Origin of the sequence: Nocardioides eburneiflavus (assembly GCF_004785795.1) — a bacterium.
GTDB lineage: Bacteria > Actinomycetota > Actinomycetes > Propionibacteriales > Nocardioidaceae > Nocardioides > Nocardioides eburneiflavus.
This window is the reverse complement of the sequence record NZ_SRRO01000001.1, coordinates 4,107,606-4,131,845: the sequence shown is the minus strand read 5'-3', so window position 1 is coordinate 4,131,845 and position 24,240 is coordinate 4,107,606. Positions and strand designations below refer to the sequence as shown.

Sequence of the window (24,240 nt, the reverse complement as noted above, 5' to 3'; positions counted from 1 at the left end):
GGCGAGAGGATGGCGCCGTGCCCCCCGCCGACAGCCCCCACCCCGACGACCTCGTGCGCACGATCCCGGACCCCGGTTTCGCCGACGACGACGGCGCTGCAGACGTACGCCTCGCGCAGGCGCTGGCCGGGCACGTCGCCGGGACCGTCACGTCGGGCGCCGCGCTGTCAGCGCTCCAGGACGCCAGGCTGCTCGTGCCCGTCGTCGCGATCCTCGGCGAGGTCGAGCACGACGAGCAGGGGCTCGCGCACGACAAGTCGTCCGACATGGCCGCGGTGCTCGTCCAGGCCGCCGACAGGAGCAAGGGCCTGCTGGCCTTCACCTCGACCGAGACGATGGCCCGCTGGAACCCGGAGGCGCGTCCGGTGCCGGTGACGACCGCCACGGCGGCCACGGCCGCGGTCCAGGACGGGGCCGAGGCCCTTCTCGTCGACCTCGCCGGACCCGCACCCTACGTCGTCGACGGCGAGGACCTCGGCAGACTGGCCGCGGGCTGGCGCCTCGTCGAGCTCACCGGGTCGGGTGGAGGACACGGCTGGATTGGCCCGTCGGCGGAATGATCCGCTAACCTTCCGTGTTGACCGATCAGTGCCACCACGGATCCACGGTGGCGCCGATCCCGCCAAGCGGAGGCAGCACCACCGTCTCCCACCCGCATCGATCGCCCTGCACCACAGATCGTCGGGTCAAGGTCCCAGTGAGCACAGGAGTCGCGCGACCTCTGTGACCACGAGCTCCTCCGACAGGGGGACGTGTCGTGACTGGCTCCCGCTTGGCACCAGCGGGAGCCATTGTGCATTTCCGGGCGAAGTGATTCGACAGGGCACAGTGGAGCTCCCACCCACCGAACCACTGGAGGACCCATCAGCACCGAGCTGCGCATCAACGAGCGGATCCGCGTACCCGAGGTCCGGCTCGTCGGACCCAACGGCGAGACCGTTGGCATCGTGCCGACCGACCAGGCACTCAAGCTGGCCATGGAGGCCGACCTCGACCTCGTCGAGATCGCGCCCCAGGGACGCCCCCCGGTCTGCAAGCTCATGGACTACGGCAAGTTCAAGTACGAGAACGCCCAGAAGGCCCGCGAGTCGCGCCGCAACCAGACGAACGTGATCATCAAGGAGATGAAGCTTCGTCCCAAGATCGACAAGCACGACTACGAGACCAAGAAGGGTCACGTCGTGCGCTTCCTGGGAGCCGGCGACAAGGTCAAGATCACGATCATGTTCCGCGGTCGTGAGCAGCACCGTCCCGAGCTGGGCTTCCGCCTGCTGCAGAAGCTGGCCGAGGACGTGCAGGAGCTCGGCTTCGTCGAGTCCGCGCCCAAGCAGGACGGTCGCAACATGACGATGGTCATCGGCCCGCACAAGAAGAAGGCCGACGCCAAGATCGACGCCGACGCCGCCCGCGCCACCAAGGAGAAGGAGCGCGCGGACCGCAAGGCCGAGGAGGACGCCGAGCGCGAGGCAGCCCACGCGGCTGGCCCCGTCGCGCAGAAGAAGGAGCGCCGTCGCTCCGAGAACCTCGATCCTGAGATCGAGGCGTGAGCGCAGCGAACGGCTCGATCGAGCAGGTCGCGGCGAAGCCGTGACAGCCACCTGAACCCGTTCGCCCCACCCCAGCACCACCCCCGAACCACGCACGAACAAGGAAGTTGAGGCAGACATGCCGAAGAACAAGACCCACTCGGGCGCGAAGAAGCGCTTCAAGGTGACCGGCTCGGGCAAGATCATGCGCCTGCAGGCCGGCCGCAAGTCCGGCGCTGCGTTCGCGTCCGCGCCGACCACGGGCAGCCGCAAGAAGCACCGCCGCAACGCCGGCATGGTCGAGCTCGAGAAGGGCGACGTCTCGCGCGCCAAGAAGATGCTCGGCATCTGAGCCTCAATCCCCTGGTGGCTCAGCCGCCGTCCCGTCTTTCCCAATGCATCAAGGAGTAACCCCATGGCACGCGTGAAGCGCGCAGTGAACGCCCAGAAGAAGCGTCGTACCACCCTCGAGCGCGCGAGCGGCTACCGCGGCCAGCGCTCGCGGCTCTACCGCAAGGCCAAGGAGCAGGTCACCCACTCGCTGGTCTACAGCTACAACGACCGCCGCAAGAACAAGGGCAACTTCCGCAAGCTCTGGATCCAGCGCATCAACGCTGCGGCCCGCGCCAACGGCATGACCTACAACCGCTTCATCCAGGGCCTCGGACTGGCCGGCATCGAGGTCGACCGCAAGATCCTCGCCGAGCTCGCCGTCAACGACGCCCCGGCCTTCGCCGCCCTCGTCGAGACCGCCAAGGCCGCGCTGCCCGAGGACGTCAACGCGCCCAAGGTCTCCGCCTGACCCACATGGAGCCCCTCACCGCCGGCAACACGCGCGTGAAGGAGGCCCGCAAGTTGAGCCGCCGTTCGGTGCGAACCGAGCGGCGGCTCTTCCTTGCCGACGGTCCGAAGGCGGTCGGAGGAGCCCTCGCGGTCGAGGGCTGCGTCGTGGAGGTCTTCGCGACCCCCGCCGCCCTCGGGCAGTACGCCGGGCTGCTCGCCGACGCGCCGGTGACCCTGGTCGACGAGCGCGCGCTCGCGTCCCTGTCCGACTCGGTGTCACCGGCCGGCGTGGTCGCGGTGTGCCGTCACCTCGACGCGCCGCTCCAGCACGTGGTGGCGGTGTCGGCGCGGCTGCTCGCCATCTGCGCCGACGTCCGCGATCCCGGCAACGCCGGCACCGTGATCCGTACGGCCGACGCCGCGGGCGCCGACGCCGTGGTGCTGGCCGGCCAGTCCGTCGACGCCTACAACCCCAAGACGGTCCGAAGCACCGTCGGCAGCCTGTTCCACCTGCCGTTCGCCAACGAGCCCGACCCGGCGGTCGCGGTGCGGGCAGCGCAGGCGCGGGGCCTCACCGTCCTCGCCGCCGACGGAGCGGGCGAGGTCGACCTGTTCGAGGCCGACCTGTCCGGTCCGACCGCGTGGCTCTTCGGCAACGAGGCCTGGGGCCTGCCCGACGAGCTCGCGGCGCTCGCCGACCACCGGGTCGCGATCCCGATCCACGGCCGCGCCGAGAGCCTCAACCTGTCGACCGCAGCCGCTGTCTGCCTCTACGCCAGCGCCCGAGCGCAGCGCACCTGAGGCCACCCGGCCCGCACCCGGCCGTCAGCGACCCGTCACGGCGCCGGCGTACCTCTCGGCGAGGGTCGCGACGTGCGCGACCAGCTCCGGCGGCTCGGTGACGTGGAAGTCGAGGCCGAGCATCCCGATCCAGACCGCCACGGTCTCGACGCTGTCGGCCCCGGTGACCAGGACGCTGTGCTCCTCGTCGACCGTCTCCACCACGCCCACGGCCGGGTTGATCCGTCGCAGCACCTCCTCGGCGGGCGCGTCGACCGCGATGCGGCAGTGGACCGACCACCCCGTGGACGCCACCTCCCGCAGGACGAACGCCGCATAGTCGCCGCCCTCCAGCGGGTCGGGCGCGAACCGGCCGGCACCCGGCGTACGCAGCTCGAGCCAGTCCACCCGGTAGGCCTGCCACCGGCGGTCGCTCCGGTCGCGGCCCACGACGTACCAGCGCTCCTGCCACGTCACCAGCCGGTACGGGTCGACCTCGACCCGCACGTCCGCAGCGGGGTCCCCTCCGGGGCGGAACCGCAGCCGCAGCCCGTCCCAGTCACGGATCGCCGCAGCGAGGTCGGCGAGGACCGTGACGTCGACGACGGGGGCCTCGGTGTTGGTGGTGGTGTTGGCCGGACCCACGTCGGTGCTCTCGTGCAGGGCCCGGACGCGACGACGCAACCGATCGGGCAGGACCTGCTCGAGCTTGGCCAGCGCGAGTGCGCTCGGCTCCTCGAGTCCCCGGACCGTGGCCGCGGAGCCGAGTCCCACGGCCACCGCCACGGCCTCGTCCGCCTCGAGGAGCAGGGGAGGAAGCCGTCCGTGGTCGCCGAAGCGGTAGCCGCCGGACGGCCCGCGCACGGAGTCGATGGGATAGCCGAGCTCGCGGAGCCGCTCGACGTCCTTGCGCACGGTGCGCTCACCCACGCCGAGCCGCGCGGCCAGGTCGGACGCCGGCACGATGGCGCGGGCCTGGAGCAGGCCGAGCAGGGCGAGCAGGCGTGACGAGGTCTGGAGCGGCATCGGATGCCTCGGAGAATCGTGGACGAGGGGCGGTAGAAGCGGAACGAAGCGTGCCGGAACCCTTCCTACCGTACCGGCATGACCACTCACCAGAACCAGTCCCAGACCCTCGACCTCCGCCCGTTCACGGTCGCCGTCCCGCAGGACGCGGTCGACGACCTCCAGGGCCGGCTGGCCCGCACCCGCTACGCCGCCGAGCCCGCCGACACCGCCGGGACCCACGACTGGACCGCCGGCGCCCCCGTCGCCTACCTGCGCGAGATGGTCGCCCACTGGCGCGACGGCTTCGACTGGCGCGCGCAGGAGGACCGCATGAACGCCCACCCGCAGTTCCTCACCGAGATCGACGGCCAGACCGTCCACTTCGTGCACGTGCGCTCGGCCAACGAGGACGCCACCGCGCTCCTGCTGCTCCACACCTACCCGGGCTCGTTCCTGGACTTCATCGACCTGGTGCCGCACCTCACCGACGACTTCCACCTCGTGATCCCGTCGATCCCGGGGGTCGGCTTCAGCCAGCCGCTCGCCGACGGCGCCTGGGACTCGCCGCGGATCGCGCGGGCGTGGGACGCGCTCATGCGCGGCCTCGGCTACGACTCGTACGGCGCGCACGGGTCCGACAACGGCGCGATCGTGGCGCGGGAGCTGGCGATGCTGGCCCCGGAGGGCTTCCTCGGCGCGCACGTCCTCCAGCTCTTCTCCTTCCCGTCGGGCGACCCGGCCGAGTTCGAGCGGATGACCCCGGCCGACTACGGGGCGCTGGAGTTCGCCGGGTGGTTCCAGACTGTCAACGGGTTCGCGGCCATGAACGCCTCGCGTCCGCAGACCGTCGCCGCCGCCCTCAGCGACTCGCCGGTCGGCCAGCTCGCCTACAACGAGCTGTTCGAGAACTTCGGCAACGGCACCGGCCTCCTGAACCGCGACCAGGTCCTGGCCCAGGTCAGCCTCTACTGGTTCACCAACAGCAGCGCCGGCGCCACCCGGCTCTACCACGCCGACCGCGACGGCGAGCCGCGCATCAACGACGGCCGGATCGGCGTGGCGGTCTTCGCCGACGACTTCCGGTCGATGCGGCCCTTCGCCGAGCGCGACAACACCTCGATCGTGTCCTGGACCGAGCACCCCCGCGGTGGGCACTTCGCCTCGATGGAGGTGCCCGAGGAGCTGGCCGGCGCGATCCGGGGCTTCTTCTCCTGAGCTCCAGCGGGGACCGGCTAGCCTCGCTCGACAATGATCCTCATCGACCCACCCGCCGTGGCCAGGTGGGACCGGCTCTGGTCCCACCTGGCCAGCGACACGTCGTACGCCGAGGCGCACGAGTTCGCCGCCGCTCACGGGATCCCGCCCCGCGGCTGGGACCGCGACCACTACGACGTGCCGGCCGACCACTACGCCGCGATGGTGGCGGCCGGTGCCGTCCCGGTCTCCTCGCGCGAGCTGGTCCTCGCTCTTCGCGCCGCGGGGCTGCGGCGGCCCAAAGCGCAGTTCGGCAGGTAGGTCTGGCCTAGGGTGGCGACCGTGTCCGACCACAGCGCACCACGTCACCGCGTGGACAACGGTCGCCAGACCCGGCTGCGCACGCTCGCGGACTTCTACCCCGACGGCATCCTCGGCGCGAGTCGTTCGGGAGTCGTGACGATCCTCAACGCCCAGGGTGCGGCGCTGCTCGGGGTGGACGCCGAGGAGGCGCTCGGGCTGCCGCTCGCCGACGTGCTCCGGCTGCTCGACCAGGACGGACGCACCTGGCTCGACGTCAACCGGCCGTTCGACTCCGTCTCGATCGTGCGCGGCGTCCCGGAGCAGTCCTGGCTCAACGCCTCGGGCGACGAGGTGCTCACGACCGCCCGGCTCGTGCGGGAGGAGCCGCTGAAGCCCGTGACGGGCATCGCGGTCGGCCTCCGCAGCGGGCGCGGGCGCGCCCGGCTGGACCGTGAGCGCTCCGACCTGGTGGCCACCGTGGCGCACGAGCTGCGCTCGCCGCTCACCGGCGTCAAGGGCTTCGTGCAGGCCCTGCTCAACCGCTGGGACAAGCTCACCGACGACCAGCGCAAGCTGATGCTGACGACCGTCAACGCCGACGCCGACCGCCTCGCACGGCTCATCGCCGAGCTGCTCGACGTCGCGCGGATCGACACCGGACGCCTCCAGCTCTACCCCCGCCAGTCGTCCGCGGAGGTGCTGGTCGGCCGCGTCGTGGACTCCATCGAGGCCGGCACCGCCCGCGAGATCACCCTCACGGTCGAGCCGGGCCTGCCGGAGGTGTTCGCCGACCCCGACAAGCTCACGCAGGTCGTGACCAACCTCGTCGAGAACGCGGTCCGCCACGGCCAGGGTGGGGTGAGCGTCAGCCTGGCGTCCTCCGACAGCCTCGACGGCGTGCGCATCACCGTCGACGACCAGGGCGACGGCATCCCGGTCGAGCTCCGCCGGCGCGTCTTCACCAAGTTCTGGACCACCGGGGAGTCGGGAGGCAGCGGCCTCGGCATGTACATCGTCGGCGGTCTGGCCCGTGCCCACGGCGGCTGGGTCACGATCGACGACGCCCCCGGCGGCGGCGCCCGGGTGATGGTCGACTGGCCGCGCGAGGACCTGCGACCCGACTGAGGGCCCCACCTCCACACAACCTTCACGAGTCGCCCCCGTCTCCCGACCGTCCAGGATCCTAGGGTCGTGCCATGACATCCGGACCGGCGCCGCGGACCGCCCTCGTGGTCGAGGACGAGCCCGCCATCAACGAGGCGCTCGCGCAGCGGCTCCGCGCCGAGGGGTACGTCGTCGAGCAGGCCTTCGACGGGCCGTCCGCGGTCGAGCTAGCGGCCGCGGTGCGACCCGACGTCGTGCTGCTCGACGTGATGCTGCCCGGGTTCGACGGCCTCGAGGTGTGCCGACGCATCCAGGCCGCGCGACCGGTCCCCGTCCTGATGCTCACCGCTCGCGACGACGAGGCCGACGTGCTCGTCGGCCTCGGCGTGGGTGCCGACGACTACCTCACCAAGCCGTTCTCGATGCGCGAGGTCGTGGCCCGGGTCGCGGCCCTGCTCCGCCGGGTCGAGCGGGCGGCCGCGCTGGCCGATGAGCGCCCAGCGGCCATCGAGGTGGGCGGCCTGCGCATCGACCCGGGCACCCGGCGTACGAGCGTGGCAGGGGAGGCCGTGCACCTCACTCCGACCGAGTTCGACCTGCTCCTCTGCCTGGCCCGCACGCCGGGGCAGGTGCTGGGCCGCGAGCGGCTGCTGCGCGAGGTCTGGGACTGGGGCGACGCCTGGGCCAGCGCCAGCGCGACCCGTACGGTCGACAGCCACGTCAAGGCGTTGCGCAGCAAGGTGGGCGCCGCGCGGATCCGCACGGTCCACGGCGTCGGGTACGCCCTCGAGGACCTCTCATGAGCGCGTGGTTCGACACCGTCTCGAGCCTGAAGGTCAAGCTCGGGATCCTCGTCGCCGCCTCGGTGGTCACCGCCGTCCTGCTGTCCCTGCTCGGCTCGGCGGCACGGGTGCCCGCGCTCCTGGTGCTCCCGGTCAGCGTCGCGCTCGCGCTCGGCGTCACCCAGCTCCTCGCGGCCGGCATGGTGGCGCCGCTGCGACGCATGACCGAGGTGTCGCGCGCGATGGCGCGCGGCGACTACTCCGGACGCGTGCGCACCACGGCCACCGACGAGGTCGGCCAGCTCGCCGCCGCCTTCAACCGGATGGCCGAGGACCTCGCGACGGTCGACCGGGAGCGGCGCGACCTCATCGCCACGGTGTCGCACGAGCTCCGCACGCCCCTCACCGCGATGACCGCGCAGCTGGAGAACCTCGCCGACGGTGTGGTGCCGGCCGACCCCGGCCACCTGGGCGACGCGCTCGACGAGGCGCGCCGGCTGGGACGGCTGGTCGAGGACCTGCTCCAGCTCTCCCGGCTCGAGGCCGGCGTGGTCCACCTCGACCGCCAGGACGTCGCCCTGCGCGCCCTCGTCGAGGACTCCGTCGCCCAGGTCCTCGCCGCGGGTCGCCCCGGGACCATCACCCTCGACATCGCCGACGACCTCCTGGTGGGCGCCGACCCTGCACGCCTGCGCCAGCTCCTGGTCAACGTGCTCGACAACGCCGCGCGGCACGCCCCGGCCGAGACCTCGGTCCGGGTCACGGGCGGTGCCGGCACGGGCGACGGGGCCGGCCCCGGTGCCGGCGCGGGATCCTGGTGGCTCGAGGTGGTCGACGAGGGCGGGGGAGTGGCCCCCGAGGACCGCGAGCGGGTCTTCGACCGCTTCGGCACCGACGGCGCCGGCGGCACCGGGCTCGGGCTGGCCGTGGCTCGCTGGGTGGCGCAGCTCCACGGCGGGACCCTCCGCTTCCTCGACCCCGCGACCGGGTCCGGTGCGCGGCTCCGTCTCGATGTGCCCGCGACGACGCCGCCCGCCAGCCCTTCGTCGCCCACCCGGGAGCCCGCCATGACCGCGCCAGCATCCGCCCTGCAGCCAGCCGAGCGGTCCGTCGAGCCGCCCGCCCGCCCGGCGGCGCAGTCGCAGGCGACGACGGCACCCGTACGCCAGCAGCCCGGTCTCGACGGACTGTTCGGCCGGTTCTGGCCCGAGAACGGAGCACCGTCAGGGTTGCGGACCGTCGTCGCCGCAGCGGCGGCCGGGCTGTTCGCGGGCTTCGCCCTCTCGTTCAACGCGGTCGGCATCACGTGGACCCTCGTCGCCATCGGGTGCGGCGTCGCCGCCCTGCTCACCGCGCGCGGCCGGCGCGACCCCTGGACCCTGGCCTGTGCAGGCCTGGCGCTGCTGCTGGTGCTGCCGATGACCCTGCTCGACGCGTGGTGGGTCCAGATGCTCGGTCTCCTCGCGGCCACCGCGGTCTTCCTCAGCGGTGTCACCGGGGCGCGGACCCTGGCGGGCATCCTGCTCACCGGCATCTCCTGGCCGCTGGCCTCGCTGCGCGGGCTCCCGTGGTTCGCGCGGTCGTTGCGCCTGGCGGGCACCGGGTCGCGGACGCCCGCGGTCGTACGGACGACCGCCTGGTCGCTGCTGGGCCTCGGGGTCTTCGGCACGATCTTCGCCAGCGCCAACCCGGTGTTCGGGTCGTGGGTCGACCAGCTGGTCCCGAACCTCACGTTCAACGACCTCGTCGGGCGGGCCTTCCTCGCCTGCTTCGTGTTCGCCGCGACGCTCGGCGCCGCCTACCTCGCCCTCAACCCCGCCGACGTCGAGGTCCTGGGCGGTCGCCGTCCCCCCGCCCTCGCCAACCGCTTCGAGTGGCTCGTGCCCGTGCTCGTCGTCGACGCGGTGTTCGTCGCCTTCATCGCCGCGCAGGCCCGGGCACTCGTCGGGGGCGAGGACTACATCCAGGCCACCACCGGCCTGACCTACGCCGACTTCGTCCACCAGGGGTTCGGGCAGCTGACGCTCGCCACGGCGCTGACCGTCCTCGTCGTCTGGGTCGCCTCGCGCCGCGCCGGCAGCACCCCGGAGGACCGTCGCTGGCTGTACGGCTCCCTCGGCGTCCTCTGCGCGCTCACGCTGCTCGTCGTCGCCTCGGCGCTGCGCGGGATGGCGGTCTACCAGGACGCGTACGGCTTCACCACCCTGCGGCTGTTCGTCGACGTCTTCGAGGGCTGGCTCGGGTTCGTGGTCCTCTCCATCATGGCCGCCGGGGCTGCCGGGCTGGGCCGGTGGCTCCCGCGGATCGCGCTGGTCTCCGGCGCGGTCGCGCTCATCGGGCTCGCCGCGATCAACCCCGACGCGTGGGTCGCCGGGCGCAACCTCGACCGCTACGACGCGACGTCCGAGCTCGACGTGCGCTACCTCCAGACCCTCTCGGCCGACGCAGCGCCCGTCATCGCCGAGCGGCTGCCGCGCGACGTCGCGCGCTGCGTGCTCCAGGACCTGCCCTCCGGCTCGCTGCGTCCGGAGGCCCTCGACGACCCGAGGGCGTGGAACCTCGCCCGCTCGCGCGGCGAGGAGGCGCTCGCAGACGTCGACCTCGACGGCAGGCCACGGCCGTCCGCCGAGGAATGCGCTGGCGTCTGGACCGCGTTCGACGAGTAGCATGGCGTCCGTGGACACGAGCCTGCGATTTCTCCGCCCCGGACCTGGTCCGTCGGGCAGCTGACGTCACCGGGTCCGGGGAGTCCCCGTCCGACCCGACGCCCGTCCACTCCTAGACTTCGCTGCGACCTGCTGTCGCTGCGCGAGAGAGAGCCATGTCCGGCCCCAACACCGACTACGACCCTGTCGAAGTGACCCCGCTCAAGGCCGACCAGGTCGAGGCGATGCGCGAGGCGGCCCTGGCCGCGATCGCCGGCGCCGGCGACCTCGACGCCCTCAAGCAGGTCCGCCTCGACCACGCCGGGGACCGTTCCCCCATCGCGCTCGCCAACCGCGAGATCGGAGCGCTGCCGCCGCAGGCGCGCAAGGAGGCCGGCCAGCGCGTCGGCCGGGCCCGCGCGGCCATCAACCAGGCCCTGGCGGCGCGGCAGGCCGTGCTCGAGGCCGAGCACGAGGAGCGGATGCTCGCCGAGGAGACCGTCGACGTCTCCCTGCCCACCACGCGGCGCCGGCGCGGCGGACGCCACCCGCTGACCATGCAGTCGGAGCTCATCGCCGACCTCTTCGTCGCCATGGGCTACGAGGTGGCAGAAGGCCCCGTCGTCGAGGCGGAGTGGCTCAACTTCGACGCCCTCAACCTCGGCCCGGACCACCCCGCGCGCACCATGCAGGACACGTTCTGGACCGAGCCCGCCGACGACCACGTCGTGCTGCGCACCCAGACCTCCCCGGTGCAGGCGCGCACCATGCTGACCCGCACGCCCCCGATCTACGTCGTGTGCCCGGGCCGCGTGTTCCGCACCGACGAGTACGACGCGACCCACTCGCCGATGTTCCACCAGGTCGAGGGCCTCGTGGTCGACGAGGGCATCACGATGGCGCACCTCAAGGGCACGCTCGACCACTTCGCCTCCCAGCTCTTCGGTGACGGCATCACCACCCGCTTCCGTCCGTCCTACTTCCCCTTCACCGAGCCGTCCGCCGAGGTCGACGTCAGGTGCTTCGTGTGCCGGGGCGGGGAGGGCGTGGCCGAGTGCCGCACCTGCCGCGGGGAGGGCTGGATCGAGTGGGGCGGCTGCGGAGTGGTCAACCCGCGGGTGCTCGTCGCCTGCGGCGTGGACCCGGAGGTCTACAGCGGCTTCGCGTTCGGCATGGGCATCGACCGCTCGTTCATGTTCCGCCACGACCTCGAGGACCTGCGCCCGCTCTTCGAGGGCGACGTCCGGTTCAGCAGCGCGTTCGGCACCGAGATCTGAGAGGGGAGAACTGACATGAAGGCATCCCTGTCCTGGATCCTGGACCACGTCGACGTGCCTGCCGGCACCACCACCGAGGAGATCACCGACCGGCTGACCCTCACCGGCCTCAAGCTCGAGGCGATCGAGAGCCCCGGCCGCGAGATCACCGGTCCCCTCGTCATCGGCCGCGTGCTCACCATGGAGCCCGAGCCGCAGAAGAACGGCAAGACCATCAACTGGTGCACCGTCGACGTCGGTGACGCCAACGGCACCGGTGAGCCGCAGGGGATCGTCTGCGGCGCGCACAACTTCGAGCCGGGCGACCTGGTCGCCACCGTCCTGCCCGGCGGCGTGCTGCCGGGCAGCCATGGATCGGGCGCCGTCGAGATCAGCGCCCGCAAGACCTACGGGCACCTGTCGGCGGGCATGATCTGCTCGGCCCGCGAGCTCGGCCTCGGCGACGACCACGACGGCATCATCGTGCTCCCCGCCGACGCCGGGGAGCCCGGCCAGGACGTACGCCCGGTGCTGGGGCTCGACGAGGAGACGATCGAGCTCGAGGTCAACCCCGACCGCGCGTACGCCCTCTCGATCCGCGGCATCGCCCGCGAGGTGCTCGTCTCGGTGGAGGGCGCGACCGGCTTCCGCGACCCGGCGATCCGGGACACCCCGGCGGCCAACGACCACGGCCACCCGGTCGTCGTCGAGGACGCCGTGGGCTGCCCCGTCTTCGTCGCCCGCATGGTGACCGGGTTCGACCCCGCCGCTCCGACGCCGGACTTCATGGTCCGGCGGATCACCGCCGCGGGCATGCGGCCGATCTCGCTGGCCGTCGACGTCACCAACTACGTGATGCTCGAGACCGGCCGGCCGATCCACGGCTACGACGCCGACAAGGTGCAGGGCGCCCTCGGCGTGCGCCGGGCCCGCGAGGGGGAGACGCTGACCACGCTCGACGGCACGAAGCGCCCGCTCGACCCGGCCGACCTCGTCGTCACCGACGACTCCGGGATCATCGGTCTCGGCGGGGTGATGGGCGGTGAGACGACCGAGATGTCCGACACCACGACGTCGATCCTCGTCGAGGCCGCGCACTGGGACGCCGTCTCGATGTTCCGCACGGGACGCCGGCACAAGATCACCTCCGAGGCGGGCAAGCGCAACGAGCGCGGCGTCGACCCGACCATCTGCGAGGCCGCGGCCGACCGCGTCGTCGAGCTGCTCGTCCAGCACGGCGGTGGCCAGGCCCACCCCGGTGTGACGGTCGTCGGCACGCCACCGGCGATGCCCGTCGTCGAGGTCGCGGGCGACCTCGCTGCCCGGGTGTCCGGCATGCCGATCACCGAGGAGCAGAGCGTCGAGTGCCTGCGCGCCGTCGGCTGCGAGGTGTCCAGTGCCGGGGGAGGCACGCTGTCGGTCACCCCGCCGCCGTGGCGCCCCGACCTCACCGACGCCCAGGACTTCTCCGAGGAGGTCGTCCGCCTGGTCGGCTACGACCAGGTGCCGTCCGTCCTGCCGACCCCGCCGTCGGGCAGGGGCCTGACCCGACCGCAGCAGCTGCGCCGCCGGATCGGCCGCACGCTCGCCGGCGAGGGCTTCGTCGAGGTCGTCAGCTTCCCGTTCGTCGGCGAGGCCGACCTCGACGCCCTCGGCCTCACCGCCGAGGACCCACGTCGCGACCTGCTGGAGCTGTCGAACCCGCTCAACGCCGAGGCCGGGTTCATGACCACCACGCTGCTGCCGGGCGTGCTGCGCGCCGCCGGCAAGAACGTCGGGCACGGCATCACCGACGTGGCGATCTTCGAGACCGCCACCGTCACGCTCCCGCGCCACGCCGGCCCGGCGGCGATCCTGCCCGTGGACCGTCGTCCGACCGACGAGGAGTTCGCAGCCCTCGACGCCGCGCTCCCGGCTCAGCCGCTCCACCTGGCCCTCGTGGCCACGGGCGACGCGGTCTCCGGCGGCTGGTGGGGCGAGGGGCGTCCGGTCTCCTGGGCCGACGCCGTCGACGCCGTACGCGCCGTGGCCGACGCGCTCGGCCTCGAGGTGGCTGCCTCGGCGGTGGAGCTCGCGCCGTGGCACCCGGGTCGCTGCGCCGAGCTCTCGGTCGCCGGGGAGGTCATCGGCCACGCCGGCGAGGTGCACCCCGCCGTCTGCCAGGCCTTCGGGCTGCCCAAGCGGACGGTCGCGGCCGAGGTCGACCTCGACCTGCTCATGGCGCGTGCGGTGCACCTCCGGAAGGCGCCGAGCTTCTCCTCCTACCCCGTCGCCAAGGAGGACGTGGCCCTCGTCGTCGACTCGTCCGTCCCGGCCGCCGCCGTCGAGGCAGCGCTGCGCGAGGGCGCGGGAGAGCTGCTGGAGTCGATCCGGCTCTTCGACGTCTACACCGGCGACCAGGTCGGCGCCGGCAAGAAGTCGCTCGCCTACGCCTTGCGCTTCCGCGCGCCCGACCGGACGCTCAAGGAAGGTGAGGCAGCAGCCGCACGCGACGCCGCCGTCGCCCTCGCCGCCGAGCGCACCGGCGCCGTCCAGCGCACCTGACCACCCCGGCAGGACGTCCACCGGCCCGTGAGTCGAGACTCGCGGGCCAGTGCACGTCCAGGCCCGTCAGTCGATCGGCGACGCCACGATCGCGGTGAAGCGTTCGAGCACGCCCCGGTCCCCGGCGACCGCGATGTCGGCGTCGCCGCCCCGGTTCCACAGCCACAGGTCCAGGGCCGCGGCCGGCCCGTCGACGACGACGTCCGGCTCGGCGCCGTCAGCCGGCGCATCCACGACGTGGAAGTCCTCCTCGTCGGCGTACGTCGTCCCGCTCTCGGGGCTGGTGCCGGAGAACGTGCCGAAGCGGAGCCAGAACTCCTCGCCGGTGTCGGTCACGTCCACCCGCACCAGCCCTTCACCGGGCTCCCAGCTGCCCCACGGCGGCATCCCGCCGTACATCACGTCGAGGCACTCGTGCACGCCGTCGGACGCGAGCCGGGGATCGATCTCGCTCGGCAGCCCCGCTGCCTGCTCGGCATCCACCCGGTGCACCAGTGCCTCGTGCGCCTGACGACGCAGGACGAAGCCCACGGTGTGGTCGTCGGACCAGTTCCAGGCCTCGTCGCGCGGGTCGGCCCCCGCGAGCACCTCGGCGAGGTCGCGCGACCACCCGTCGTACGCCGCCAGCAGGTCGTCGTACGCCGCCGGGCGCTCCGGCTCGACCTCCTCCGGCCGCGCGGGTCGCACGGACAGGACCTCCGCCCACCACCGCTGGACGGTGGCCAGGTGCCAGAGCAGGTCGGCGGCGTCCCAGTCCGGGCACGCCGGCACGCGGGCGGCGGGTTCGCACTCGGCGAGCACCGTGCGGAACAGTGCGGACTCACGGACGAGGTGGTCCAGGTAGACGTCGGGGGACAGGCGGGTGTGGAGTGGGCTCACCCGGGCACCGTACGGTGAGCGACCTGCGGCCCGCCCCTGCATTTCGGACGTCGCCGGACCCCGGTGCAGCAATCCATGCAGAGCAATGTATAGTCATGCACATGACCGCATCAGTCGCCGTTGCCGGAGCCAGTGGGTACGCCGGGGGCGAGGTCCTGCGCCTCCTCCTGGGCCACGGCGGCGTCGAGATCGGCACCCTCACCGCGGGCTCCAACGCCGGTGAGCGCCTCGGAGCGCTCCAGCCACACCTGCTCCCGCTCGCGGACCGCGTGCTGGCGGACACCACGGTCGAGACGCTGGCGGGCCACGACGTCGTGTTCCTCGGCCTGCCCCACGGCCAGTCCGCGGCGATCGCGCAGGCGATCGGCGACGACACCGTCGTCATCGACTGCGGCGCCGACTTCCGCCTCGACGACCCGGGGGAGTGGCAGGCGTTCTACGGCGGCGAGCACGCCGGCTCGTGGCCCTACGGCCTGCCCGAGCTGCCCGGCCAGCGCGAGCTGCTCCGCGGCGCGCGCCGCATCGCCGTCCCCGGCTGCTACCCGACCGTCTCCACGCTCGCGATCGCCCCGGCCGTCGCGGCAGGGCTGGTCGAGCCCGACGTCACCGTCGTCGCCGCCTCCGGCACCAGCGGGGCCGGGAAGGCCGCCAAGCCGCACCTGCTCGGCAGCGAGGTGATGGGCAACGCCAGCGCCTACGGCGTGGGCGGCACCCACCGGCACACGCCCGAGATCGTCCAGAACCTCAGCGGCGTCGCGGGCAGCCCCGTGAAGGTCGGCTTCACCCCGCTCCTCGTCCCGATGTCCCGCGGCATCCTCGCGACCGTCCAGGCGCCGCTGCTCGACGGTGTCGCCGCAGCGCAGGTGCGCGACGCCTACACCACCGCGTACGACTCCGAGCCGTTCGTCCACCTGCTCCCCGACGGCCAGTGGCCGCAGACCCAGTCGGTGCTCGGGTCCAACGCCGTCCAGGTGCAGGTCACCGTCGACGAGCGCGTACGACGACTGGTGGCGGTGGCCGTGGTCGACAACCTGGCCAAGGGCACCGCCGGTGCTGCCGTCCAGTGCATGAACCTCGCCCTGGGCCTCGACGAGGCCACCGGGCTCTCCACGATCGGACTCGCCCCATGAGTGTCACCACCCCGAAGGGCTTCACCGCCGCCGGCGTCGCGGCCGGACTCAAGTCCACCGGCGCCAAGGACCTGGCGCTCGTCGCCAACCAGGGTCCCGCCTTCGACTCCGCCACCGTCTTCACCGCGAACCGCTGCAAGGCCAACCCCGTGCTCTGGAGCCAAGAGGTCGTCAAGGACGGCGTCGTGCGCGCGGTCGTCCTCAACTCCGGCGGTGCCAACTGCTACACCGGCCCGGAGGGCTTCCGGACGACCCACGCCGTGGCCGAGAAGGTCGCCGAGGGGCTCGGCATCGGCGCGATCGACGTGGTCGTCTGCTCGACCGGGCTGATCGGCCTCGCCAACGACCGCGACGACCTGCTCGCCGGCGTGGACGCGGCCACCGCTGCGCTCTCCTCCGACGGCGGCGTGAGCGCGGCCGAGGCGATCATGACCACCGACTCGGTCAGCAAGAACACGGTCGTCGAGGGCGCCGGCTGGTCGATCGGCGGCATGGCCAAGGGTGCCGGGATGCTCGCCCCACAGCTGGCCACCATGCTGGTCGTCCTCACCACCGACGCGGTCGTGCCTGCCGCCGAGCTCGACGCCGCGCTGCGCGCTGCCACCCGGGTGAGCTTCGACCGGCTCGACTCCGACGGCTGCATGTCCACCAACGACACCGTCACCGTCATGGCCAGCGGCGCCAGCGGGATCACGCCGACGCCCGAGGACTTCACCGCCGCGCTCACGCAGGCCTGCACCGACCTCGCCATGCAGCTGCTCAAGGACGCCGAGGGCGCCGACCACGAGATCGCCATCACCACGCTGCACGCGGCGTCGGAGGACGAGGCCGTCGAGGTCAGCCGGAGCGTCGCGCGCAGCAACCTCTTCAAGGCCGCGATCTTCGGCAACGACCCCAACTGGGGCCGCGTCCTCGCCTCCATCGGCACCACCCAGGCGCAGTTCGACCCCGCCGACCTCGATGTCGCGATGAACGGCGTGTGGGTCTGCAAGCAGTCCACGCCCGCAGAGGACCCGGCCTCCGTCGACCTGACCGGCCGCGAGGTCAGCGTCACCATCGACCTCAAGTCCGGCGACGCGCGAGCCACCGTCTGGACCAACGACCTCACCCACGCCTACGTCCACGAGAACAGCGCCTACAGCTCATGACGGATCCAGTGACCAACCAGAACCCGCGCCGCCCCGACCCCGCCAAGGCCCGTACGCTCGCCGCGGCGCTGCCGTGGCTCAAGCGCTACCACGGCCAGACGATCGTGGTGAAGTACGGCGGCAACGCCATGACCGACGACGCCCTCAAGGTCGCGTTCGCCGAGGACATCGCCTTCCTCCGCTTCGCCGGCTTCAAGCCCGTCGTGGTCCACGGCGGCGGCCCCCAGATCTCCCGCATGCTCGACAAGCTCGGCATCGAGTCGGAGTTCCGCGGCGGCCTGCGCGTCACCACCCCCGAGGCGATGGACGTCGTCCGGATGGTGCTCGTCGGCCAGGTGCAGCGCGAGCTCGTCGGGCTGGTCAACCAGCACGGCGCCCTCGCCGTCGGGCTCTCCGGGGAGGACGCCGGCCTCTTCACGGCCGAGGCGACCAACACCGTCGTCGACGGCGAGGAGGTCGACCTCGGCCTCGTCGGCGAGGTCGCGAAGGTCCGCCCCGAGGCGGTCCTCGACCTCATCGAGGCCGGTCGGGTGCCCGTCGTGAGCTCGGTGGCTCCCGACGTCGACGGCGTGGTCCACAACGTCAACGCCGACACCGCTGCCGCCGCCCTCGCCGTCGCGCTCGGCGCGGAGAAGCTCCTCGTCCTCACCGACGTCGAGGGCCTCTACCGCGACTACGGCAACTCCGACGACCTGATCCAGGAGATCAGCCCCGAGGCCCTCGGCGAGATCCTGCCGACCCTCGACGCGGGCATGGTCCCCAAGATGCGTGCCTGCTACGAGGCAGTCACCGGGGGAGTGCCGCGCGCGACCGTCGTCGACGGCCGCGAGCCGCACGCGGTGCTGCTCGAGATCTTCACCGACGAGGGCGTCGGCACCCAGGTGCTTCCCGGCGCCGCGACGAAGCTGCGCAAGCCCTACGGGAGCGAGGAGCCCTCATGAAGACACCCCACGACGTTCTCGACCTCCTCCGCTTCGCTCCTCCGTTCGACAACGCCGCAGGGACCCCGTCATGAGCGAGTCACTCCAGGACCGCTACGCCGGTGCGGTGATGAACACCTTCGGTCCTCCGGTCCTCGCCCTCGTGCGCGGCGCGGGCGCGCACGTGTGGGACGCCGACGGCAAGGAGTACGTCGACCTGCTCGGCGGCATCGCGGTGAACGTCCTCGGCCATGCGCATCCCGCGCTGGTCGAGGCCGTGAGCAGCCAGCTGTCGACCCTGGGCCACGTGTCCAACTTCTTCGCCACCGAGCCGCAGGTCGCCCTCGCCGAGGAGCTCGTCGGTCTGCTGGGCTGGGACTCGTCGGCGCGCGTCTTCTTCAGCAACTCCGGCGCCGAGGCCAACGAGGCCGCGCTCAAGCTCACCCGGCGCACCGGTCGGACCCGCCTCGTCGCCGCGGAGGGCTCCTTCCACGGCCGCACCATGGGTGCGCTCGCGCTGACGTCCAAGGCCGCCTACCGCGAGCCGTTCGAGCCGCTGCCCGGCGACGTCACCTTCGTGCCGTACGACGACGTCGATGCGCTCGAGGCCGCCGTCGACGACACCGTCGCCGCCGTGGTGCTCGAGCCGATCCAGGGTGAGGCCGGTGTCGTCGTGCCCTCCGCCGACTACCTCGCCGCGGCGCAGCGGATCGCCCACGAGCACGGCGCGCTCCTGTGGCTCGACGAGGTGCAGAGCGGCATCGCACGGACCGGTGCGTGGTTCGCCCACCACCTCGTCGAGGGCGTGCGCCCCGACGTCGTCACGCTCGCCAAGGGTCTCGGCGGCGGCATCCCGATCGGTGCCACCGTCGCGCACGGTGCGGCGGCCTCGCTGCTCCAGCCCGGCAACCACGGCACCACGTTCGGCGGCAACCCGGTCGCCGCCGCCGCGGGTCGCGCGGTGATCGAGACGGTCGCGGCCGACGGCCTGCTCGAGGCAGCGGTCGAGCGGGGCGCGCAGCTCGAGGCGCTGCTGCGCAAGCAGGCGGGCGTGGTCGAGGTGACCGGCGTCGGCCTCATGCGCGGCGCCGAGCTCGACGGCCCGTACGCCACCCACGCCGTCGCCTCGGCGCGCGCGGCCGGATTCATCCTCAACGCGACGGGTCCGACCCGGCTGCGCTTCGTACCGCCCTTGGTCATCACCGCCGCCGACCTCGACGCCCTCGACGCGGCCCTGCCCGCGATCCTCGACGCCGCGCGAGCGGCGCTCTCCGGCCAGGAGGCCACCTGATGACGCCCACCACGCGCCACCTGCTCCGCGACGACGACCTCTCGCCGTCGGAGCTGCTCGAGGTCCTCGACCTGGCCGACCGCATGAAGGCCGAGCCGTTCGACCACAAGCCCCTGGCCGGCCCGCACACGGTCGCGCTCGTCTTCGACCGCCCGACGCTGCGCACGCAGGTGTCGTTCGCCGCCGGCATCGCCGAGCTCGGGGGCAACCCGATGACGGTCGACGGCGGGCTCGCCGCGATGGGGTCCCGGGAGGGCGTCGAGGACGTCGCCCGGATCCTCGGCCGGCAGGCCGCCGCGATCGTGTGGCGCACCGCCCACCAGGCCGACGTGGTGACCATGGCGGCCTACTCCGGCGTGCCGGTCCTCAACGCGCTGACCGACGAGTTCCACCCCTGCCAGCTCCTCGCCGACCTCCAGACGGTCCGCGAGCACAAGGGCCGGCTCGCCGGCGTGCGGGCCGCGTTCGTCGGCGACGGCGCGTGCAACATGGGCAACTCGTGGGTGCTCGCGGGTGCCAACGCCGGCCTGCACGTGGTGGTCGGCGCGCCGGACGGCTTCACCCCCGACGCGCACGTCGTCGCCCGGGCGCGTGAGATCGCCCAGGGCACGGGCGGGTCGGTCGAGCTGGTCACCGACCCGGTCGAGGCGGTCACGGGCGCCGACGTCGTCATCACGGACTCCTGGGTGAGCATGGGCCGCGAGGAGGAGGCGCAGGAGCGGCTGCGCGTCTTCCCGCCCTACGGCATCACCGAGGAGCTCCTCGCGCACGCTGCCGCGGACGCGATCGTCATGCACTGCCTGCCCGCCTACCGGGGCAAGGAGATCTCCGAGGAGGTCATCGAGGGGCCGCACTCGGTCGTGTGGGACGAGGCGGAGAACCGCCGCCACGCCCAGAAGGCGGTGCTGACCTGGCTGCTGGAGCGGTCATCATGAGCGCCGTGTCACCTCTGACCAAGAGCGCCCGGCACCAGCGGATCATCGACATCGTCACCTCCCACCCGGTGCGCTCGCAGACCGAGCTCGCCGACCTGCTCGGCGACCACGGGGTCCGCGTCACCCAGGCCACGCTCAGTCGCGACCTGGTCGAGCTCGACGCGGTCAAGGTGCGCAGCGTCGACGGCGTCCTCGTGTACGCCGTGCCGGGCGAGGGCGGTGACCGGTCCGTGTCCGCGCCCCGCGAGACGGCCGCCGGCCGCGACCGGCTCGCCCGGCTCTGCGGCGAGCTCCTGGTCAGCGCGGAGGCCAGCGCCAACCTCGTCGTGCTCCGCACCCCGCCGGGCGCCGCACAGTTCCTGGCCAGCGCCTTCGACAAGGCCGACCTCGGCGACATCCTCGGCACGATCGCCGGCGACGACACCGTCCTGGTCATCGGTCGCGACCCGCTCGGCGGCGACGCCCTCGCCCAGCGGTTCCTCGACCTGGCCAACGCCCACCACACCACCCCAGCAAAGGACTCCCAGTGAGCAAGGTCCTCACCTCCCTCCCGGTCGGCGAGCGCGTCGGCATCGCGTTCTCCGGAGGCCTCGACACCTCCGTGGCGGTCGCCTGGATGCGTGCCAGGGGAGCGGTGCCCTGCACCTACACCGCCGACATCGGCCAGTACGACGAGCCCGACATCTCGGGAGTGCCGTCGCGCGCCATGCAGTACGGCGCGGAGCTCGCCCGGGCGGTCGACTGCAAGACCCAGCTCGTCGAGGAGGGCCTGGCCGCCCTCGCCTGCGGCGCCTTCCACATCCGCTCGGGCGGCCGCGTCTACTTCAACACCACGCCGCTCGGCCGTGCGGTCACGGGCACGATGCTGGTGCGGGCCATGCACGACGACGACGTCAACATCTGGGGCGACGGGTCGACGTTCAAGGGCAACGACATCGAGCGGTTCTACCGCTACGGCCTGCTCGCCAACCCCGACCTGCGGATCTACAAGCCCTGGCTCGACGCCGACTTCGTCACCGAGCTCGGCGGTCGCCACGAGATGAGCGCCTGGCTCACCGAGCGCGACCTGCCCTACCGCGACAGCCAGGAGAAGGCGTACTCGACCGACGCCAACATCTGGGGCGCCACCCACGAGGCCAAGACCCTCGAGCACCTCGACGTCTCCCTCGAGACCGTCGAGCCCATCATGGGCGTGAAGTTCTGGGACCCCTCGGTCGCGATCGAGGCCGAGGACGTCACGATCCGCTTCGACCAGGGCCGTCCGGTCGCCATCAACGGCACGACCTACAGCGACCCGGTCGCGCTCGTCCACGAGGCCAACACCATCGGCGGCCGCCACGGCCTCGGCATGTCCGACCAGATCGAGAACCGCATCATCGAGGCCAAGTCCCGCGGCATCTACGAGGCCCCCGCGATGGCGCTGCTCTTCATCGCCTACGAGCGGCTGGTCAACGCCATCCACAACGAGGACACCGTCGCGCAGTACCACAACGAGGGCCGCAAGCTCGGCCGGCTGCTCTACGAGGGCCGCTGGCTCGACCCGCAGGCGCTGATGATCCGCGAGTCCGTCCAACGCTGGATCGCCTCGCTCGTCACCGGCGAGGTCACCCTCCGCCTGCGGCGCGGCGAGGACTACACGGTCCTGCGCACCGACGGCCCCTCGTTCAGCTACCACCCCGACAAGCTGTCCATGGAGCGCACCGAGAACGCCGCCTTCGGCCCCACCGACCGCATCGGCCAGCTGACCATGCGCAACCTCGACATCGCCGACTCGCGCGCCAAGCTCGAGCTGTACGCCGCCCAGCCACTCGACCAGGGCCAGGTGCTCGTGGAGAACGGCACGCTCTTCGGTGAGATCGAGTCCGGGGGCTACGACCGGATCACCGACAACCCCGCCGCCGACGCATCGGCCGACGAGAGCGCGCTCGAGAGCGCCGCGATGGAGTTCGGGACCGACTGATGGGTGACACACCGACGGGCGCAGGCACGACCAACGAGGGGTCGCTGTGGGGTGGACGGTTCGCGAGCGGCCCGTCCCCGGAGCTCCAGGCGCTGTCGCGGTCGACGCACTTCGACTGGCAGCTCACGCCGTACGACCTCGCGGGCTCGCGCGCCCACGCCAACGCGCTGCACCGCGCCGGGCTCCTCACCGACGCCGACCACGCCGAGCTCCTCCGCGGGCTCGCCGCACTGGGGGAGCGGTACGCCTCCGGAGACCTCCGACCGGCCGACAGCGACGAGGACGTGCACGGCGCGCTCGAGCGGCTGCTCCTCGAGGAGGTCGGCCCCGAGGTCGGCGGCCGGCTGCGCGCCGGACGCTCGCGCAACGACCAGGTCGCGACCTTGTTCCGGGCGTACCTCCGCGACCACGCCCGCACCATCTCCGGGCTGCTGCTCGACCTCGTCGACGTGCTCGCCGGCCAGGCCGCCGACCACCTCGAGGTCGTGATGCCGGGACGCACGCACCTGCAGCACGCCCAGCCGGTGCTGCTGTCCCACCACCTGCTCGCGCACGCGTGGCCGCTCGTGCGCGACGTCGAGCGGCTGCGAGACTGGGACGCCCGCGTGGCCGGCGACTCCCCGTACGGCTCCGGCGCGCTCGCCGGCCAGACCCTGGGCCTCGACCCCGAGGCCGTCGCCGCCGAGCTCGGGTTCACGGGATCCTCCGCGAACTCCATCGACGGCACTGCCGCGCGCGACTTCGCTGCCGAGTTCGCCTTCGTCACCGCCCAGGTAGGCGTCGACCTCTCCCGGCTCGCCGAGGAGGTCATCCTCTGGACCACCCGCGAGTTCGACTTCGCGACGCTCCACGACTCGTGGTCGACCGGCTCGAGCATCATGCCGCAGAAGAAGAACCCCGACATCGCCGAGCTCGCCCGCGGCAAGTCCGGCCGGCTCATCGGCAACCTGTCGGGCCTGATGGCCACCCTCAAGGGCCTGCCGCTCGCCTACAACCGAGACCTGCAGGAGGACAAGGAGCCGGTCTTCGACTCCGTCCAGACCCTCGAGGTGCTGCTGCCAGCGGTCACCGGGATGATCGCCACCCTCACCTTCAACGGCCCGCGGATGGCAGAGCTCGCCCCCCAGGGCTTCTCGCTCGCCACCGACGTGGCCGAGTGGCTGGTGCGGGAAGGAGTGCCGTTCCGCGACGCGCACGAGCTCGCGGGTGCCTGCGTACGCCGCTGCGAGGAGCTCGGCTGCGACCTGCCCGACCTGACCGACGACCAGCTGGCCGCGATCTCGCCCGCCCTCACCCCCGAGGTCAGGTCGGTGCTCACCGTGGCCGGCTCGGTGTCGTCGCGCGCCGGTCGCGGCGGCACGGCCCCTGTACGGGTGCGCGAGCAGCTCGACGAGCTGCGGACCAGCAGCGCCGGTCACCGTGGTCGACTGGGCTGAGGGCGACCCGCTCGAGGTCGCTCCCCGGCTGCTCGGCGCCGTCCTCACCCATGGGGACGTGTCCGTACGCCTCACCGAGGTGGAGGCCTACGCCGGTCCTGCCGACCCCGGGTCCCACGCCTACCGCGGCCGTACGCCTCGCAACGCGGTGATGTTCGGACCGCCGGGCCGCCTGTACGTCTACTTCGTCTACGGCATGCACCACTGCGCCAACCTCGTCACGGGTCCCGACGGGGACCCGGGAGCGGTGCTGCTCCGCGCGGGCGAGGTGGTGGGTGGGATCGATCGCGCCCGGTCCCGCCGCCCGGGGTCCTCGGACCGCGATCTCGCTCGCGGACCCGCCCGTCTGTGCCGCGCACTCGGCATCGACCTGGCCGCCAACGGGGTAGTTCCGCACCTCGAACCGGGGGAGAGGGTGGTCCAGATCAGTCGCGGGCCACGCGTCGGACTGCGCCGCGCCGCCGACCTGCCGTGGCGCTTCTGGGCGACGGACGACCCCACCGTCAGCGCCTACCGGCCGGCGGCGCCTCGCCCCGCAGGCCGTTGACCTGCGGTTTTGCGTGGAGGCGACCCCCGGTTTGGCATGTCGGGAGGACGTCGTCTAATGTTTCACCTG

At 72.6% G+C, this 24,240-nt stretch carries 23 protein-coding genes; 21 read left to right on the top strand and 2 right to left on the bottom strand.

Going from position 1 to position 24,240, the window contains the following annotated elements; all coding sequences use genetic code 11:
• Positions 1-17 precede the first annotated feature (17 nt).
• From EXE59_RS19310 to EXE59_RS19290, 5 genes are all read left to right on the top strand, one after another.
• A complete protein-coding gene (locus EXE59_RS19310) occupies positions 18-560 on the top strand; it encodes an SseB family protein (protein ID WP_246056917.1) in 543 nt (180 codons plus the stop codon).
• Positions 561-863: 303 nt separating this feature from the next.
• Positions 864-1,547, top strand: a complete 684-nt coding sequence (gene infC, locus EXE59_RS19305) for a translation initiation factor IF-3 (protein WP_246057089.1) — start codon at positions 864-866, stop codon at positions 1,545-1,547.
• A gap of 118 nt (positions 1,548-1,665) precedes the next feature.
• Positions 1,666-1,878, top strand: a complete 213-nt coding sequence (locus EXE59_RS19300) for a large ribosomal subunit protein bL35 (RefSeq protein ID WP_056606600.1) — start codon at positions 1,666-1,668, stop codon at positions 1,876-1,878.
• 63 nt (positions 1,879-1,941) lie between these two features.
• A complete protein-coding gene (gene rplT / locus EXE59_RS19295; RefSeq protein ID WP_135840348.1) occupies positions 1,942-2,328 on the top strand; it encodes a 50S ribosomal protein L20 in 387 nt (128 codons plus the stop codon).
• A gap of 5 nt (positions 2,329-2,333) precedes the next feature.
• Entirely contained in the window at positions 2,334-3,110 is a 777-nt protein-coding gene (locus tag EXE59_RS19290) for a TrmH family RNA methyltransferase (RefSeq protein ID WP_135840347.1), read from the top strand.
• Between the two features lie 24 nt (positions 3,111-3,134).
• On the opposite strand, the gene EXE59_RS19285 is transcribed toward EXE59_RS19290, so the two are convergent.
• Positions 3,135-4,115, bottom strand: coding sequence for a helix-turn-helix transcriptional regulator (locus EXE59_RS19285; protein ID WP_135840346.1), 981 nt, complete (start codon positions 4,113-4,115; stop codon positions 3,135-3,137).
• 78 nt (positions 4,116-4,193) lie between these two features.
• Here EXE59_RS19285 and EXE59_RS19280 point away from each other — a divergent pair, with 78 nt between their 5' ends.
• The 7 genes from EXE59_RS19280 (at position 4,194) to pheT (ending at position 13,925) form a co-directional block, all read left to right on the top strand.
• Positions 4,194-5,312 carry an epoxide hydrolase family protein gene (locus EXE59_RS19280; protein ID WP_135840345.1) on the top strand — a complete coding sequence of 373 codons (1,119 nt, stop codon included), beginning with the start codon at positions 4,194-4,196 and terminating at the stop codon, positions 5,310-5,312.
• Positions 5,313-5,345: 33 nt separating this feature from the next.
• Positions 5,346-5,612, top strand: coding sequence for a DUF4031 domain-containing protein (locus EXE59_RS19275; protein WP_135840344.1), 267 nt, complete (start codon positions 5,346-5,348; stop codon positions 5,610-5,612).
• A 21-nt stretch (positions 5,613-5,633) separates the two neighbouring features.
• Positions 5,634-6,719 carry a sensor histidine kinase gene (locus EXE59_RS19270; protein WP_246056915.1) on the top strand — a complete coding sequence of 362 codons (1,086 nt, stop codon included), beginning with the start codon at positions 5,634-5,636 and terminating at the stop codon, positions 6,717-6,719.
• 71 nt (positions 6,720-6,790) lie between these two features.
• On the top strand, positions 6,791-7,501 hold the full coding sequence (locus EXE59_RS19265; protein WP_135840343.1) for a response regulator transcription factor: 711 nt from the start codon (positions 6,791-6,793) through the stop codon (positions 7,499-7,501).
• A complete protein-coding gene (locus tag EXE59_RS19260) occupies positions 7,498-10,146 on the top strand; it encodes a DUF4153 domain-containing protein (protein WP_135840342.1) in 2,649 nt (882 codons plus the stop codon). Before EXE59_RS19265 ends, EXE59_RS19260 begins: the two co-directional genes overlap by 4 nt.
• Positions 10,147-10,301: 155 nt before the next feature.
• Positions 10,302-11,402 carry a phenylalanine--tRNA ligase subunit alpha gene (pheS, locus tag EXE59_RS19255; RefSeq protein ID WP_135840341.1) on the top strand — a complete coding sequence of 367 codons (1,101 nt, stop codon included), beginning with the start codon at positions 10,302-10,304 and terminating at the stop codon, positions 11,400-11,402.
• A gap of 15 nt (positions 11,403-11,417) precedes the next feature.
• The gene (gene pheT, locus EXE59_RS19250; RefSeq protein ID WP_135840340.1) at positions 11,418-13,925 is read left to right on the top strand and encodes a phenylalanine--tRNA ligase subunit beta; all 2,508 of its coding nucleotides are present in this window, start codon (positions 11,418-11,420) and stop codon (positions 13,923-13,925) included.
• Positions 13,926-13,991: 66 nt separating this feature from the next.
• On the opposite strand, the gene EXE59_RS19245 is transcribed toward pheT, so the two are convergent.
• Positions 13,992-14,804 (bottom strand): maleylpyruvate isomerase family mycothiol-dependent enzyme, encoded by an 813-nt coding sequence (locus tag EXE59_RS19245; RefSeq protein WP_246056914.1) that lies wholly within the window; start codon positions 14,802-14,804, stop codon positions 13,992-13,994.
• Positions 14,805-14,905: 101 nt separating this feature from the next.
• Between EXE59_RS19245 and argC the strand changes: the two genes are divergently transcribed.
• The 9 genes from argC to EXE59_RS19200 all read left to right on the top strand — a co-directional run bounded on the left by argC (position 14,906) and on the right by EXE59_RS19200 (position 24,171).
• The gene (gene argC, locus EXE59_RS19240) at positions 14,906-15,934 is read left to right on the top strand and encodes an N-acetyl-gamma-glutamyl-phosphate reductase (protein WP_135840338.1); all 1,029 of its coding nucleotides are present in this window, start codon (positions 14,906-14,908) and stop codon (positions 15,932-15,934) included.
• Positions 15,931-17,082, top strand: a complete 1,152-nt coding sequence (gene argJ / locus EXE59_RS19235) for a bifunctional glutamate N-acetyltransferase/amino-acid acetyltransferase ArgJ (RefSeq protein WP_135840337.1) — start codon at positions 15,931-15,933, stop codon at positions 17,080-17,082. Before argC ends, argJ begins: the two co-directional genes overlap by 4 nt.
• Positions 17,079-18,023 (top strand): acetylglutamate kinase, encoded by a 945-nt coding sequence (gene argB / locus EXE59_RS19230; RefSeq protein WP_135840336.1) that lies wholly within the window; start codon positions 17,079-17,081, stop codon positions 18,021-18,023. Before argJ ends, argB begins: the two co-directional genes overlap by 4 nt.
• 70 nt (positions 18,024-18,093) lie before the next feature.
• Positions 18,094-19,293: an acetylornithine transaminase gene (locus tag EXE59_RS19225; RefSeq protein WP_135840335.1), complete on the top strand. Its 1,200-nt coding sequence runs from the start codon at positions 18,094-18,096 to the stop codon at positions 19,291-19,293.
• Complete coding sequence (gene argF, locus EXE59_RS19220; protein ID WP_135840334.1) at positions 19,293-20,228, top strand: ornithine carbamoyltransferase; 936 nt, start codon at positions 19,293-19,295, stop codon at positions 20,226-20,228. The genes EXE59_RS19225 and argF overlap by 1 nt, the downstream gene beginning before the upstream one ends.
• On the top strand, positions 20,225-20,758 hold the full coding sequence (locus EXE59_RS19215; RefSeq protein WP_135840333.1) for an arginine repressor: 534 nt from the start codon (positions 20,225-20,227) through the stop codon (positions 20,756-20,758). Before argF ends, EXE59_RS19215 begins: the two co-directional genes overlap by 4 nt.
• Positions 20,755-22,188, top strand: coding sequence for an argininosuccinate synthase (argG, locus tag EXE59_RS19210; protein ID WP_135840332.1), 1,434 nt, complete (start codon positions 20,755-20,757; stop codon positions 22,186-22,188). Before EXE59_RS19215 ends, argG begins: the two co-directional genes overlap by 4 nt.
• Positions 22,188-23,624, top strand: coding sequence for an argininosuccinate lyase (argH, locus tag EXE59_RS19205; protein ID WP_135840331.1), 1,437 nt, complete (start codon positions 22,188-22,190; stop codon positions 23,622-23,624). Before argG ends, argH begins: the two co-directional genes overlap by 1 nt.
• A complete protein-coding gene (locus EXE59_RS19200) occupies positions 23,608-24,171 on the top strand; it encodes a DNA-3-methyladenine glycosylase (protein ID WP_135840330.1) in 564 nt (187 codons plus the stop codon). Before argH ends, EXE59_RS19200 begins: the two co-directional genes overlap by 17 nt.
• Positions 24,172-24,240: the final 69 nt, after the last annotated feature.

What these genes read in the sequence shown, in the direction of transcription:
- EXE59_RS19300 (WP_056606600.1), top strand. Translation starts at nt 1,666, where the DNA reads ATGCCGAAGAACAAGACCCACTCGGGCGCGAAGAAGCGCTTCAAGGTG.
- rplT (WP_135840348.1), top strand. Translation starts at nt 1,942, where the DNA reads ATGGCACGCGTGAAGCGCGCAGTGAACGCCCAGAAGAAGCGTCGTACC.
- EXE59_RS19290 (WP_135840347.1), top strand. Translation starts at nt 2,334, where the DNA reads ATGGAGCCCCTCACCGCCGGCAACACGCGCGTGAAGGAGGCCCGCAAG.
- EXE59_RS19285 (WP_135840346.1), bottom strand. Translation starts at nt 4,115, where the DNA reads ATGCCGCTCCAGACCTCGTCACGCCTGCTCGCCCTGCTCGGCCTGCTC.
- EXE59_RS19280 (WP_135840345.1), top strand. Translation starts at nt 4,194, where the DNA reads ATGACCACTCACCAGAACCAGTCCCAGACCCTCGACCTCCGCCCGTTC.
- EXE59_RS19275 (WP_135840344.1), top strand. Translation starts at nt 5,346, where the DNA reads ATGATCCTCATCGACCCACCCGCCGTGGCCAGGTGGGACCGGCTCTGG.
- EXE59_RS19265 (WP_135840343.1), top strand. Translation starts at nt 6,791, where the DNA reads ATGACATCCGGACCGGCGCCGCGGACCGCCCTCGTGGTCGAGGACGAG.
- EXE59_RS19260 (WP_135840342.1), top strand. Translation starts at nt 7,498, where the DNA reads ATGAGCGCGTGGTTCGACACCGTCTCGAGCCTGAAGGTCAAGCTCGGG.
- pheS (WP_135840341.1), top strand. Translation starts at nt 10,302, where the DNA reads ATGTCCGGCCCCAACACCGACTACGACCCTGTCGAAGTGACCCCGCTC.
- pheT (WP_135840340.1), top strand. Translation starts at nt 11,418, where the DNA reads ATGAAGGCATCCCTGTCCTGGATCCTGGACCACGTCGACGTGCCTGCC.
- argC (WP_135840338.1), top strand. Translation starts at nt 14,906, where the DNA reads ATGACCGCATCAGTCGCCGTTGCCGGAGCCAGTGGGTACGCCGGGGGC.
- argJ (WP_135840337.1), top strand. Translation starts at nt 15,931, where the DNA reads ATGAGTGTCACCACCCCGAAGGGCTTCACCGCCGCCGGCGTCGCGGCC.
- argB (WP_135840336.1), top strand. Translation starts at nt 17,079, where the DNA reads ATGACGGATCCAGTGACCAACCAGAACCCGCGCCGCCCCGACCCCGCC.
- EXE59_RS19225 (WP_135840335.1), top strand. Translation starts at nt 18,094, where the DNA reads ATGAGCGAGTCACTCCAGGACCGCTACGCCGGTGCGGTGATGAACACC.
- argF (WP_135840334.1), top strand. Translation starts at nt 19,293, where the DNA reads ATGACGCCCACCACGCGCCACCTGCTCCGCGACGACGACCTCTCGCCG.
- EXE59_RS19215 (WP_135840333.1), top strand. Translation starts at nt 20,225, where the DNA reads ATGAGCGCCGTGTCACCTCTGACCAAGAGCGCCCGGCACCAGCGGATC.
- argH (WP_135840331.1), top strand. Translation starts at nt 22,188, where the DNA reads ATGGGTGACACACCGACGGGCGCAGGCACGACCAACGAGGGGTCGCTG.